This window comes from Psychrobacter namhaensis (assembly GCF_016107545.1).
Classification (GTDB): Bacteria; Pseudomonadota; Gammaproteobacteria; order Pseudomonadales; family Moraxellaceae; genus Psychrobacter; species Psychrobacter namhaensis.
In genome coordinates this window covers 13,864-27,593 of the sequence record NZ_JABASS010000018.1, presented here as the reverse complement: position 1 = coordinate 27,593, position 13,730 = coordinate 13,864, and the positions used below count along the sequence as shown (strand labels likewise).

14 protein-coding genes are annotated in these 13,730 nt (G+C 45.4%); 5 read left to right on the top strand and 9 right to left on the bottom strand.

What is annotated here, in order from left to right; translation table 11 throughout:
- Positions 1–108: 108 nt before the first annotated feature.
- Positions 109–525, top strand: a complete 417-nt coding sequence (locus JFC06_RS11225; protein WP_198335118.1) for a DUF962 domain-containing protein — start codon at positions 109–111, stop codon at positions 523–525.
- Positions 526–794: 269 nt separating this feature from the next.
- On the opposite strand, the gene hemL is transcribed toward JFC06_RS11225, so the two are convergent.
- Together hemL and JFC06_RS11215 are read right to left on the bottom strand one after the other, a co-directional pair.
- The gene (gene hemL, locus JFC06_RS11220) at positions 795–2,096 is read right to left on the bottom strand and encodes a glutamate-1-semialdehyde 2,1-aminomutase (RefSeq protein ID WP_198335117.1); all 1,302 of its coding nucleotides are present in this window, start codon (positions 2,094–2,096) and stop codon (positions 795–797) included.
- Between the two features lie 90 nt (positions 2,097–2,186).
- On the bottom strand, positions 2,187–2,540 hold the full coding sequence (locus JFC06_RS11215; RefSeq protein WP_286741306.1) for a zinc ribbon domain-containing protein YjdM: 354 nt from the start codon (positions 2,538–2,540) through the stop codon (positions 2,187–2,189).
- 257 nt (positions 2,541–2,797) lie between these two features.
- Between JFC06_RS11215 and ygfZ the strand changes: the two genes are divergently transcribed.
- Positions 2,798–3,550 (top strand): CAF17-like 4Fe-4S cluster assembly/insertion protein YgfZ, encoded by a 753-nt coding sequence (ygfZ, locus tag JFC06_RS11210; protein WP_198335116.1) that lies wholly within the window; start codon positions 2,798–2,800, stop codon positions 3,548–3,550.
- 107 nt (positions 3,551–3,657) lie between these two features.
- The gene (locus JFC06_RS11205; protein ID WP_198335115.1) at positions 3,658–4,983 is read left to right on the top strand and encodes a D-amino acid dehydrogenase; all 1,326 of its coding nucleotides are present in this window, start codon (positions 3,658–3,660) and stop codon (positions 4,981–4,983) included.
- A gap of 65 nt (positions 4,984–5,048) precedes the next feature.
- Here the strand turns inward: JFC06_RS11205 and JFC06_RS11200 are convergent, their stop codons facing one another.
- Positions 5,049–7,259, bottom strand: coding sequence for a molybdopterin oxidoreductase family protein (locus tag JFC06_RS11200; RefSeq protein WP_198335114.1), 2,211 nt, complete (start codon positions 7,257–7,259; stop codon positions 5,049–5,051).
- Positions 7,260–7,284: 25 nt separating this feature from the next.
- Positions 7,285–8,037 (bottom strand): TetR/AcrR family transcriptional regulator, encoded by a 753-nt coding sequence (locus JFC06_RS11195; protein WP_198335113.1) that lies wholly within the window; start codon positions 8,035–8,037, stop codon positions 7,285–7,287.
- 410 nt (positions 8,038–8,447) lie between these two features.
- On the opposite strand from JFC06_RS11195, the gene JFC06_RS11190 reads away from it, so the two are divergent.
- Both JFC06_RS11190 and JFC06_RS11185 read left to right on the top strand, forming a co-directional pair.
- Positions 8,448–8,651 carry a CsbD family protein gene (locus JFC06_RS11190; RefSeq protein WP_193005902.1) on the top strand — a complete coding sequence of 68 codons (204 nt, stop codon included), beginning with the start codon at positions 8,448–8,450 and terminating at the stop codon, positions 8,649–8,651.
- An 844-nt stretch (positions 8,652–9,495) separates the two neighbouring features.
- Positions 9,496–9,942 carry a hypothetical protein gene (locus JFC06_RS11185; RefSeq protein ID WP_198335112.1) on the top strand — a complete coding sequence of 149 codons (447 nt, stop codon included), beginning with the start codon at positions 9,496–9,498 and terminating at the stop codon, positions 9,940–9,942.
- A 140-nt stretch (positions 9,943–10,082) separates the two neighbouring features.
- Here JFC06_RS11185 and JFC06_RS11180 read toward each other — a convergent pair whose 3' ends face one another.
- The 5 genes from JFC06_RS11180 to dapA all read right to left on the bottom strand — a co-directional run bounded on the left by JFC06_RS11180 (position 10,083) and on the right by dapA (position 13,448).
- On the bottom strand, positions 10,083–10,394 hold the full coding sequence (locus JFC06_RS11180; protein ID WP_198335111.1) for a Nif3-like dinuclear metal center hexameric protein: 312 nt from the start codon (positions 10,392–10,394) through the stop codon (positions 10,083–10,085).
- A gap of 51 nt (positions 10,395–10,445) precedes the next feature.
- Positions 10,446–11,096: a DNA-3-methyladenine glycosylase gene (locus JFC06_RS11175; protein WP_227670206.1), complete on the bottom strand. Its 651-nt coding sequence runs from the start codon at positions 11,094–11,096 to the stop codon at positions 10,446–10,448.
- A 162-nt stretch (positions 11,097–11,258) separates the two neighbouring features.
- Positions 11,259–11,972, bottom strand: a complete 714-nt coding sequence (gene purC / locus JFC06_RS11170) for a phosphoribosylaminoimidazolesuccinocarboxamide synthase (protein ID WP_193005893.1) — start codon at positions 11,970–11,972, stop codon at positions 11,259–11,261.
- A gap of 131 nt (positions 11,973–12,103) precedes the next feature.
- A complete protein-coding gene (locus JFC06_RS11165; protein ID WP_198335110.1) occupies positions 12,104–12,439 on the bottom strand; it encodes a hypothetical protein in 336 nt (111 codons plus the stop codon).
- 103 nt (positions 12,440–12,542) lie between these two features.
- Positions 12,543–13,448 carry a 4-hydroxy-tetrahydrodipicolinate synthase gene (gene dapA, locus JFC06_RS11160; protein ID WP_198335109.1) on the bottom strand — a complete coding sequence of 302 codons (906 nt, stop codon included), beginning with the start codon at positions 13,446–13,448 and terminating at the stop codon, positions 12,543–12,545.
- Positions 13,449–13,730: the final 282 nt, after the last annotated feature.

The following is a 13,730-nucleotide window of genomic DNA, read 5'->3' as shown; positions in this document are numbered from 1 at the left end:
CTTACTGGTGACTAAGCCCAGTCACTTAACGACAGTAAGCCTCACTTTATGTACTAAAACCTCTCTTTGATTGATATTTGATAAACGACCAGCAAGGAAGCTCGCACCATGAATCAAATCGTCACACAAAACTCGCCTAAAACAGCGGATGCCCAGACTACTGCACACGCTAAAAATGCCGTCGTAACAACCGAGCAACCAACAGAACAGGCGTTTTATGACTTCTATTTAGAGGAACATCAAAACATGGCTTGCCGCCGACTGCATTTCGCTGGTAGTAGCTTTGGGTTGTTAGGATTGGCAAAATCTATCAAAAACCGTTCGCCAAAACCCTTACTTAAAGGCATCGCGGCAGGATACGCTTGCGCGTGGGTAGGCCATTTCTTCTTTGAAAAAAACAAGCCTGCTTCTTTTAAGTTTCCACTAAAAAGCTTTGCCAGTGATTTTCGCATGTATGGCGATGTGCTACGCGGCAACTTAAGTTTAAAAGATCGCAAATACGACAGAGCCAGAAAAACCCATTAAGCCTTATCATATAGCTAGCTCACTTTAAAATAGTTAACTCACTTTAAAATAGGGACAGTGCTACTGGTACTGATTTTGCGTAGCATCTGTCGGCGTAGGCACAGCACGCAAGGGAAATGAATACCAGTAGCACGGGGCATAGTGTGCCAATTTTATTTAGGATTGACTATGGCCACAAAAAAAACCAGCACCGTAATTCTTTACGTGTGCTGGTGATTTTTAAGTACTTAAATGTAAGTATTTAAAGTCTGACAGTTTGAACAATGAAATTAGTTCTTTGCCATTTCTGCAAAAATTTCATCGGCCGCTTTAATCGAGGCGTCAATATCTTCAGCACTGTGCTTGATAGACATAAAGCCCGCTTCATAAGCAGACGGTGCCAGATAAATACCGCGATCGAGCATGCCATGGAAGAAAGTGTTAAACACGTCCATGTCGCATTGTGTGACGTCATCGAAGTTTTTTGGCGTCTCGGTTGTGGCGTCTTTGACAAAAAACATACCAAACATACCGCCCAATTTATTGGTACGAAGGTTGATGCCATGCTTGTCGGCAGCGGCTTGAAAACCATCAATCAGCTTGTTTACTTTTGCAGCAAGCTCATCGTAAAAACCTTCAACCGTTAAATCCTCAAACATTGCAATACCAGCCCGCATCGCCAGTGGGTTGCCTGATAATGTGCCGGCTTGATAGACACCGCCAAGTGGTGCGATACAAGACATGATCTCTTCTTTACCGCCGAACGCCCCCACCGGCAAGCCTGCCCCGATGATTTTACCAAAACACGTCAAGTCAGGCGTGATACCAAAATGCGCTTGCGCACCGCCAAGTCCAACACGAAAGCCTGTCATCACTTCATCAAAAATCAGCACAGCGCCGTGAGCAGTACACTGGGCACGCAGCGTATCATGAAACGTTTGCGTCGGCATGACCATGTTCATGTTGCCAGCGATAGGCTCCAAGATAACGCAAGCAATCTCCTCACCCCATTTTTCAAAACAGCCTTTGATCGCTTGTGGGTCATTATAAGGAATGGTGATGGTGTGTTTGGCAAAGTCTGCTGGCACACCTTTTGACGTTGGCTCACCAATATCAAGCATACCTGATCCTGCTTTTACCAGTAGGCTGTCTGAGTGCCCATGGTAGCAGCCTTCGAATTTGACGATTTTGTCACGCTGAGTGTAACCGCGTGCCAAACGAATCGCGCTCATGGTCGCCTCTGTGCCTGAGCTGGTCATGCGAATCATCTCAACGCTCGGCACGATATCGCAAATTTTATCAGCCACAGTGGTTTCAAACGGCGTTGGCGTCCCAAAGCTTAGGCCATCATCGGCGGCTTTTTTGACCGCGTCGATCACTTTTGGATGCGCATGACCCAAAATCATGGGCCCCCATGAACCAACATAATCAATATAAGCATTGTCTTCGGTGTCATAAATTTTGCTGCCATTGGCACGGTGCATAAATATTGGCGTACCACCAACCCCTGCAAAGGCACGGACGGGCGAATTGACGCCACCTGGGATATGCTTGCGGGCTTGTGCAAAGAGCTGTTCGTTTTTCGTACTCATAGTTATTCTCTACTTATAGGTTTTATATTTTCTGACTGACATCAGTTTTATCGTTGTTTATCATCAAATCTTTTAAGAAAACTTGAGGTTCTAAGCTTTTTTAACCACAGACGATTTTAGTTTCATCGGACCGTAGCCATCCAGTTTACAATCGATATCATGGCCATCGGTCGCGTCCGGCAATAAACGGATACTTTTTGCTTTTGTGCCGACTTTGATGATGGTAGAAGAGCCTTTGACTTTTAAGTCTTTAATCACGGTGACCGCATCACCGTCTTGTAGCTCGTTGCCGACAGCATCACGAATGACAGCATCCTGTTCTTCTGCCTGCGCCGCATTGGTCTCAGCCGCTGTCCACTCATGAGCACACATAGGACATACCAGTAACGCACCATCTTCGTACGTATATTCAGCATCACATTTAGGGCAATTTGGTAAGCTCATCATTTCCTCGGCAGCCATCATAAATTAGGGTGGTATAGAGTCAACATTGTACCGTAACTCAACATCTTTAACCAATTTGTACCGTTGAAAAATGGCCGCGATACCCAATTTATGGCGTAACGATGACATTTTTTATGACCCTATTTTTTGTGGTACTCTTCTTAGTCTCATTTAGTATTGTATTCGCTGTTTTTTATCGTATCAATTTAATACCCATAATCTTTAATGAATAAACTTCCATTAGAAGGATAATAATAATGACTCAAGCTTCACAGACACCCGCGTTACCACAGTTCGCTCAACTCACTATCCAAGGTGAGGATGCCGAAAAATTTCTTCAAGGTCAGTTAACATGTGATGTTACCAAGCTCGGACTCAGCTATCAGGCAGCCGCCATCGGTAACTTAAAGGGACGCATTGAATTTGGTATTTGGATTAAAAAACAAGCAGAAAAGCATTTTGATGTGGTCATCAGCGCCGATTGCGCTGATGCTTTAAAAGCTCATCTGAATAAATACGGCGCGTTTTCAAAGTTTGATACCAGTGCACCGACCGCGATTTATCCTTGTGTGCTGGCAGACGAGCCAACTTTTAGCCACAAAGATGACCATAATACGTTTGAGGATACTCAGGCGTGGATGGAATGTAGTATCGCCACCGGTAACTATTGGATAGTCGCAGCTACCCAAAGTGAGTTCCAGCCCCAAGAGCTGCGTCTGCATCAGCGCGGCGGTATGGACTACGATAAAGGCTGTTATTTGGGACAAGAAGTCATTGCCCGTATTTATTTTAAGTCAGCACCCAAGGCATTTTTGCACTATGTACAAGGAAGTGGTGAGGTACCGGCAGCCGGTGACAAGCTCGATAAGATCCAAGTGGTCAATGCGATGGAAAAAGAAAACGGTTTTATTGCTCTCGTCGTCGCGCGTCCTGAACAGTTGGCAGAAAGCGCGCTGACGATATTGGATTTACCAGCCGCACTACAAATAGATGTCGCGCGTCCAAAATAACGGCCCAGAAGTAGCAGTCGTTAAAATTAGCGTCAACAAAAAGCAACCCTAGTCACCGGTCGCTGATGACAGGTTTAACAGTCACAAAAAACACAGCAGAGCGTCCTATGACACATATCGCGGTACTCGGAGCAGGCGTGGTGGGCGTGACCACCGCATGGTATCTACGTCAAGCAGGCTATGATGTGACCGTGATTGAGCGTGAGCCTGCCGCAGGCATGCAGACCTCGTTTGCGAATGGTGGTCAAATATCGGTCTCACATGCCACTCCTTGGGCCAATCCTGCCACCCCCATGAAAGCCCTCAAATGGCTGTTTAGAGAAGATGCGCCACTGCTCTATCGCTTGCGTGCTGATAAAGCGCAGCTTAAATGGGCCATGCAGTTTTTGCAAGAATGCCGTGCTGAACGAGCCGATGCCAATCTGGTACAAATGGTGCGTTTGGGACTGTATTCAAGAGATACTTTGCAGCAGCTACGAGCGGATATCGGTATCAATTACGAGCAGCAAACACGCGGTATTATGCACTTTTACACCAGTCAAGCAGAGTTTGAGGCTGCTATTGCTCCCACTGAGCGCATGCAAGCGCTCGGTTGTGAGCGCCATGTGATTGACATCAATAACGCGGTCAACTTAGAGCCAGCGCTCTATCCGATGGCTCACAAGCTTACTGGTGCGACTTATACCAGCCGTGATGAGTCCGGCAATGCCCACTTATTTACACAACGGCTCGCACAGCGCTGCGTAGAGGCAGGCGTAAATTTTTTGTATGACACTGAGATCTTAGCACTCAATACGGATGCGCATACTACGCGCCCGCACGTACACAGCGTTACCATTCGCCCAGCCGGTGAAAATGTGCAAACCTTCAGCGCTGACAGTCACGTAATTGCGCTTGGTAGCCATAGCGTGTCACTGCTAAAACCCTTGGGGATTCACGTGCCTATTTTTCCTGCAAAGGGTTATTCCGCCACTTATGCTGTTAATCCCCGTGCGCCGCATTTAGCGCCTTTTGTTAGCTTGATTGATGATGAATTTAAGCTGGTCACCTCGCGGCTGGGAGATAAATTACGGGTGGCAGGAACAGCGGAATTTAATGGCTACAATTTAGAGTTAAATCCGACGCGCTGTGCGGCGATTACGCGCCGTGTACAGCAGTTATTTCCAAAAGGCATCATCGCAAGTTCGGTGCAATATTGGACAGGACTGCGTCCGATGACACCATCGAACGTGCCGTTGATTGGTCGCGCGCACTGCGGTCAAGTCAAACATGGCAGTCACAACGCTTCTGCCACCTTTGACAATCTATGGCTCAATACAGGACATGGTACGTTAGGTTGGACACATGCTTGTGGCTCTGCCAAAGCCATCAGCTTATTGATACAGGGTGAGACGCCCACCGTCGACTTTGATTTTGTTGGAGCCACAGCATAAAAAAGGCGCTTTATATAAGCGCCCTGCTTGTTCAAATTGTTCAAATTAAATAGTTCTCATGCAGTTTACGCCGCACTGCTGGATTCGGCATCAGACTTGGCTGTTTCTGGGTTATCCGTTGCTAAATCAAGCGCAGCTGGCGCGATTGCCTCTAGCTGTACTGGCACGCCATTGACTGCCGCGTTACCGCTTAATTGATCGATCAAAGTATCATCTGTCAGATCGTTGACGCTCACCCCCGCGTGCGCTTGAGCAATCCTCTGCTGAACACCTTTACGGCCGTGACCAAAGCCATGCGGGATACTGACTACGCCTGGCATCAGCTCATCGGTTACTTCTGCGGCAATGACCACGCTGCCCACTCGAGAAGTGACTCTGACGTTTTGACCGTCTTTGATACCGTGCTGCTCTGCCGTTTGCGGGTGCAGCATTAGCGTACAACGGGACTTTCCTTTTACCAATCGGTGGCTGTTGTGCAACCATGAGTTGTTGCTGCGCACATGACGACGGCCAATGAGCAGAATCTCATTACTATCATACTGCTGCATCATCTCTTTGACACGTGCCACATCTGCCTGATAAAAATCAACATTGAGATTGATTTGCTTGTCGGCGTGTTTGATGGCCTCCGGCAACATGCGGTGCAATGGCCCCAAATCCATGCCGTGTGGGTTGTCTATCAGCGTATCCAATGTGACTTCTTTATAAGGCCCATATTTAAGACCCTGCTCAAGCAAGAACTTCGGCCCAAACGCTTTTGTCGCGGCACGTTCTTTTTGTGTTGCTTCTGGCGCGTCTTTATCTAGGCGGTCTGCCAGTGCTAGATAAATCTCCCAATCGTGCTTTTCATTGTCCTTTTTGCTAAATAAGGCAGGCGAGTACTTAGCAACATTGTGCACGGCAAAGCCATTAAACGTGACGTCATAATGATCACGCTCGAGTGGTGATACGGGCGGTAAAATAATATGGGCATGACGACTGGTCTCAGTCACAAAGTAATCAAGCGACACCATGAACTCTAGCTCTGACAATGCGGCGTCTAGTTTCTCGCCGTTAGGGGTACTGAGGACAGGGTTACCGGCCACACTCATAAAACCTTTTAACTGCCCCTCCCCTTCTACCAACATCTCATCCGCCATCGCAACAACTGGATACTCGCCATTAAAATCAGGAAGATTGCTCACGCGGCTGTGGCGTTTGCCCAAATAGCCTGGGCCCGAGCTATTCACCACATCGACGGCAGGATTGGGGAACATGAGTCCGCCCACTTCATCTAAACGTCCTGTCACGATGTTAATGACCATAGACAGATATTGACTTAACAAGCCAAACTCTTGCACCGATATACCCATGCGACCATAGCAGACCGAGCTTTCGGCTTCACAAAACTCTTTAACCAGTCGTTTGATCTCGTTTGCAGTAATGCCCGTAATACCTGCCACGGACTCAGTACTATAGTCTTTGGCAAAGTCTGCGATGCGCCCAATCTCTGGTGCCAACATCGCCGCTCTACTGTCCACCTTGGCATAGCCTTGCGCATAAATCTCGTTGAGCATGGCCAGTAACAGTAATACGTCTGTTGCAGGGCGAATAAAGTGATGCTCGCTTGCGATATCTGCCGTTTCGGTACGCCTTGGGTCAATCACAACCACTTTACCATCACGGGCTTTGATGTCTTTTAGCTTTTGGCGCATGTTTGGCGCGGTCATGATACTGCCATTGGAGGCCAGTGGATTACCACCGATAATGAGCATATATTGTGTGCGATTCACATCAGGGACGGGAATACGCAGCATATGGCCAAACAAGTGCATGCTGACGATATGGTGCGGCAGCTGGTCAATCGAGGTCGCAGAAAAGCGACTACGCGTTTTTAAGCCAGTAAGTAGCTGCTTAACGGTCAACATACCGCCCATGTTGTGTACGTTAGGATTACCCAAATACACGCCAAACGCATTTTGGCCGTATTTTTGCTGTATAGACTGAATGCCTGTAGCAACTTTATCTAAGGCTTCTGACCAACTGATTGCTTTCCAGCCATCCGCCGTTCTTTCGACAGGTTGGCGCAAACGGTCAGGATCTTCATGCAAATCCTGCAAGGCTGTCGCCTTGGGACAAATATAACCTTTGGAGAATGGGTCATTTTTATCCCCTTTGATCGATAAAACTTTGTCACCATCGTGTTTTATTTCGACACCGCACATCGCTTCGCATAAGGTACAAGTTCTAAAGTGTGTTTGTTCATTGGCCGAGGTTGTAGCCGTTGTGATGGTCATAGTCATGCTCCCTTTTTTTAAAATCCTAGCCTTCACGATCTGCATCATGACTCACTAGGGTTGCGTCCTTGCAAAAATTGGCGAACAGCGTATCAAAACTTGTGCTCAGTGTGGCAATCGCTTGTTGTTTTGAATAACGCTGCTGATGACAGCCCACAATCAATTCGTGAACTTGGGCAGCCGCGCTATCGACACAAAGATTGACAGCACTACGTTCAAAAGAACGGTTGGACAACCGTAATCCCTGAATAAATATCTCTGTCCACTCTGCTTGTATCTCTATGATGAGATTGCCTAGGCCCGTGTTTGAGGAGGTCTGGCTTTCTGGATTGGTACTAAAACGGTTGGCACTAAATCGCGGACGATCTTCGAGCAAGTTCTGAAACAGCGCGATATTTTGAAAGGCAGAATCAAAAATCATAGTAAGGCACTGCTGACACCGCTGGGTAAACTGCTCATTAGTAAGCGTTGCATAGTCCTTTAGCATGTTTATCCACGCCATCCGCATGGGCGATAGATAGCTGTCTTTTAACTGGGCACGTAACTCGTCTTGCAGCGCCTCTACACTCTCAAAATGATTATAAAAACTTGGCTGAGCAATACCCGCCCCTTTCGCAATTTTGTTCATGCTCATGCCTTGAGCCCCTTCTAGGCTGTACAACTGCAACGCACTTTTTAGTAAGGCACGGCGAGTTCTGGCTTTTGCTTGCTCACGCTTTGTTTCTTTAGGAGCTTCGATCATAGTATCGGTCAAATCCATTGGGTTAAGTGCCTCCACTGTCGATCTATCCTAGCTTTATAAAGCGACCATTAAAAATCATTATTATTTCAGCTATAAGCTTATAGTCATTTGACCCTGAAGTCTATGATTAAGTTCTTAGCGCTATTCATCTCTTTAAAGACCATGCGCTTAATGGCGCTCATGACAGCAGCGTTTCTGACGCAGTTCGTTTACGCTCTTTACCTACTTTATCTAGAAGAGCGCTACGGATTACATAAATAGGCGGCCCATAACACAGTCGTGCAGATTCCTATAATGGTGCAACACTCTAAACACTGGGTATACAGACAAGGCAATTAGGAGTGCCTATATTAGAGATCACCAGCTAGATTAAATCGATAGCTGCTGAACAAAGCGTTCGTGAAAAAATTCATAATAAATGACATAATAAAATAAGGATTACAATAATGAATGAACATACTCTAAAAGGCGAATGGAACCAAATGAAAGGCGCGGTTAAACAACAATGGGCTGATCTGACAGATGATGATATGACCCATATCGAAGGTAGCCGTGATAAGCTGGTCGGCCGCGTACAAGAGCGCTATGGTCATGCGAAAGAAGATGCTGAACGTGAAGTCGATGATTGGCGTCGTGAAAATAACTACTGATTACTAAGGTAGCGAATTGCTGACTCATAAATTTTGAGTGGTACCGTTTTATATATTGTTTAAACAGTTAACGTAAAAAAACCGCATGGAGCGCCATGCGGTTTTTTATTGGTGTCGACCCTCTCCTAAAGATTCCTTTCCTAGAGATAAAGAGAAGATACGCTTGGTGTAAAATATTTGCGTCATTGTGTTAGAAGACCAATGAGCACCTCCCAGACACGATAAAACCGCATAGCAACGAATGTTATGCGGTTTTATTGTTAACTATCCATGTTACCTATCACCACTGCGTCCTATGCATCCTTGCATAATATTCAGTACATTGTGATACTGGGCATCCTGCCCTTTTTACTACGTCTAGCAGTATTTACTACTGCTATCAGCAAAGGTTATGTGTCCTTACTTCATTTACTTTTATCATCCTGATGCCAGTAAATGAATCATTATCCTTAATGCGGTCAACTCAATCCTTGAGTCACATTCCCTAATGCCGTGTAGCTATAATGCCTAATTCTTGTTCTGCTGTTAAGTCGCGTAAGCGTCATTGAATGTAAGCATATGCTTACAAGACTTACATTTTATCAATCAATTACAACTTATTAACGCAAACGACACTTACTATCAATCTTTGTCCCTTATCATAGATAATGTAAGAAAACGTTTCTAAGTATTCCATGATAGGTTTGAAGAATGGGCCGTCACTACTGTACGCGGTCAAATAAACAATAGCGTAGTCGCTCTACAAATCCTACCGTACCAGAAACTCACAAAGTGCCTTACGCTTTTCGCTGACACAAGAAAACATCATAGCGAGCAACTTGAAAACATAATAGGATATTGAGTTATGGACATTCTAAAGTCTTTTTCATTTAAGACAGTGATATCTACTGGCCTTGTGGCCATATTATTAGGCACTACCGTCGGCTGTACCGTTGCAGGTCCAGGTTATGACAATCGACCCATATACCGTGATAACAATAACAGCACTGTGAATTACAATCGTGTCAGTCAGCAGCTGCGTCAGGACTTACGCCGTAAAGGCTATCAGGTTATGGATATCAAATCTGATGACTATCGTGGTAATCGCGCCCTTATCGCCCATGCCAGAAAGAACAATCAAAACTACGAGCTTAGGTACACTTATCCTAGTCTGAGACTTATCAGCTCAAATAGAAGCTCTTGGTCTAATAACGGGCAAAAAGATAGATATAAAAAAGACCACTACAAAAAAGACAAACATAAAAATAATGGCAAACATAAAGGCAAGTATAAGCACAATAAGCATCATTGATTTAAAAAGAAGTTAAGATTTTGACATCACCAACCTAGTGATGACTTTGTGATTGCTTTCGGTCAAATATACCAGCCCTTGGTATATTTGATCTTTTTTTACCTTATTAAAAGGTCAAATACTCAAAAGCGTCAGAACTCTTAAAAATCTAAGACGTTTATCACATCATAAGCAGGCGTCTCATAAGGATGTGCTTTTTTTAATGCAGTGATGACAGCATGAATCGCTGCTTTCTCAACAACCATCTCAACCCGCCACTCAGCGACTTTTTCGAGTCTATCATGCGCTCCGATATGCGGTGTACTGCCCGCCAATGGCTTAAACTGTCCTGTTCCCTGTACTTGCCAACAGCACTGCTCATAGTTGCCAATCGTGCCAGCACCAGCGGCAAACAACGCCGACTTTACTGGCTCTAATGCCTCATGGGGGATAAAAACCGTCAGCTTATACATAGTTTGTCTCCTAAAATACGGCTAGCATAAAATTAATATAGATCGCGCTTACTACTTCTTAGATAAAGATGGGTGATCAGTCCATGTATAGCGTAATAGCCAATCTTTGGCGTCACCAGCATAGTCGATACCAATGCGTGGACGCAATGATATCGGCGGCGCACAGCCATCATCTTCTATCCACACTCCTGAAATAGGTGCGACAGGTTTACCATATAACTGCCGATCAATTTGCAATCGCTTGGTCAGTTTGCCTGGACCAGCAAACTGCTTGGGATGAGTGAGCTGTTTGTCTAATCTTAGCAATTGCTCATCTAGCAAACGGTCACTATCATCCAGCAAAAACCCAGCTCGTATCAGCACGGACTCAGGAGATTCTGCGGTAGCAGTGATGACGTTGAGCATATGATGGATACCGTAAGTCAAATAGACGTAAAACACGCCGCCTTGCTCATACATAATTTCAGTACGCGCTGTCCGGCTACCCGCATGCGAATGACAGGCAGGGTCACTCTCTCCAACATAAGCTTCGGTTTCTGAGATACGCATACGCAATACTTTAGGTACACCATCGGTATCTACCAGCTTCCTACATAGTACTTTACCCACCAAATCAGCAGCAACCACACAGGTGGGTCGAGCAAACCAAATCGGCTCAAGTACTGTTTTGGTTATAGACTTAGGCATTGTAGGGTTAGACATAGAAGCTGAGTCTCCTAGCTGAGTAATGAAGCTTTATTATAAAAACAGTGCGCCGCCTACATCGTGCACATTTCATAACGATTCAGTAATTTTTTGCATAAAAAAACTGAGCACATGGCTCAGTCTTTTTATTTTATTGGCAAAAAAGCTCAAACAAAACGCTTAGCTTAATGGCACACCAATACGGTTAGCGACTTCTTCATAAGCTTCGATCACATCGCCCAATGACTGGCGGAAACGGTCTTTGTCTAACTTTTTCTTGGTAGTCTTATCCCAAATACGGCAGCCATCTGGTGAGAACTCATCGCCTAAAACAATACGATCATGGAATACCCCAAACTCGAGCTTAAAGTCTACCAAAATTAAATCGCCTGCATCAAACAGTGCTTTTAATACATCGTTGACTTGATAAGTCAGTTCTTCCATCTTTGCCAATTGCGCTTTCGTTGCCCAACCCAAAGAGACAGAAAGTGACTCATTCACCATCGGATCACCGAGCGCATCATCTTTATAGAACAGCTCATAAGTAGACGGTGTCAACGCTTGCCCTTCCTCCAAGCCCAAACGACGAACCAAACTACCCGCTGCAAAGTTACGAACCACGCACTCAACGGGAATCATGTCTAAACGCTTGACCAACACTTCGTCTTCCGACAGCTGTTTTTCGAAATGCGTTTCGATACCAGCATCAGCCAATTTTTGCATGATAAAGGCGTTAAAGCGATTGTTGACGACGCCTTTGCGGGCTAATTGTTCGATACGCTTACCATCAAGCGCTGAGGTGTCATCACGAAAGTGTAAAATCAAAAGATCGTTGTCTTCTGTTTCATAGACAGACTTGGCTTTGCCTTTATACAGCAGTTGTTGCTTTTGCATTGTGGGGGTTCCTGTTCGTTCAAGCTTATGTGGTAAAAACGCGCAGCTACCACTATGGTCTTATATTACTGTATCAATCACAGTGTAATGAATAACAGTAAAAAGGCAGTGGTATAAATAGAGAAATAGGTTTAATTTGAAGGATTACTGACAGCACGTTGAGGCTTTGGCAGTTGATACTGGCTACCTGACTCGTTTTGTAGTTTGAGCGTGTTTGCACCCGCATTAGGAGTTGGGTACAAAGGCACAAAAGGCGCGGTTTCTTGATCAGCCGGTAGCTCTACGGGTGCAAGCTTTTTGCTTTGCTGATACTCTAAGCTACCATTGTCACGTTTACCAAGTAAGTTTTTTGTTGCTTGGCAACCGCTCAACACTAAGGTGCTTCCCATAATTATGGTGAGCATGACAGGGAATATCTTTGTAGTCGTTGATGATGTCTTCATCATGTTATCTCTCTGAATTAGCAAGTATGGCTTATTTGGGCAATGGACTTATCGTTTGATAAAATCTTATAAGCGGTTGCTAAGCCTACGTCATCACTAACTGACTTAGCATTTATCAGCAAAATTTTTATAGTAAGTTTGCACGTACTAGGGCGTCATCGATGGTCGCATGATGTTGCTCAGCCAGCCAGACTAATGGCAGGCGAATACCCGTATCTATCATACCCATTTTATTGAGGGCATACTTTGCGGGAATAGGGCTTGATTCGATAAATAAGTCACGGTGTAAATGCTTGACCACATCATGTACTTTATTAGCCGTGTCAAAATCGCCGCGCAAGCCTGCACCAAAGGTCTCACTCATGGCTTTTGGCGCCACATTGGCTGTCACTGAGATATTCCCTTTACCGCCAAACTTCATTAGCTCAAGTGCCGTGCCGTCATCTCCAGATAACACCACCATTCTGTCACCAACGGCTTTGATCAATTGCTCACCGCGGATCACTGAACCTGTCGCATCTTTAATCGCTACGATATTGTCTATATCGGCTAAGCGCTCAACGGTTTCTTGGGCGATATCAACGACCGTACGACCAGGCACATTGTAAAGCATTTGCGGGATATTCACCGCTTTTGCGATTGCTTTATAATGCTGATATAAGCCTTCTTGGGGCGGCTTATTATAATAAGGGGCGACCAATAACGCGCAGTCTGCACCAGCATCCGCCGCATCTTGAGTCAGCTTAATGGCTTCCATCGTGTTGTTAGCACCTGTACCAGCGATGACCGGTACACGACCTTTGACATGCTGTACAAAATAGCGAATAACATCGCTATGCTCTTGCATAGACAATGTCGCCGACTCGCCAGTGGTACCGACCGCAACGAGGCAATGGGTGCCTTGCTCAATCTGCCAATCTATGAGGTCTGCCAGACGTTTATAATCAACCGTGCCGTCAGGATGCATGGGCGTTACCAAAGCTACCATTGAGCCTTGTAGTCGGGTTTTGATCTCGTCGTATGCTGTGCTCATAACCGTGCCTTACTGTATTATCCTAGCTTTTTTCAAAGCTGTCACATGATAGGTCGTTTGCAAGTGCCAACCTCCGCGTGTTTATGTCGGCACTCATCATAGGTGCATGCATAAACAATATGGCCGTTCTCTTGCTTGATAGTAATGCTAAATGTTTGCTTATTATTATGGCGTACGCTGCATAAATTTTATGTGCTCAAATCGGTATTGGCGTTATTTCCGTCCGTTACTGATCATAGCGATTAAATAATAAACATATAATAATAAAAACGCCTGCTAGTG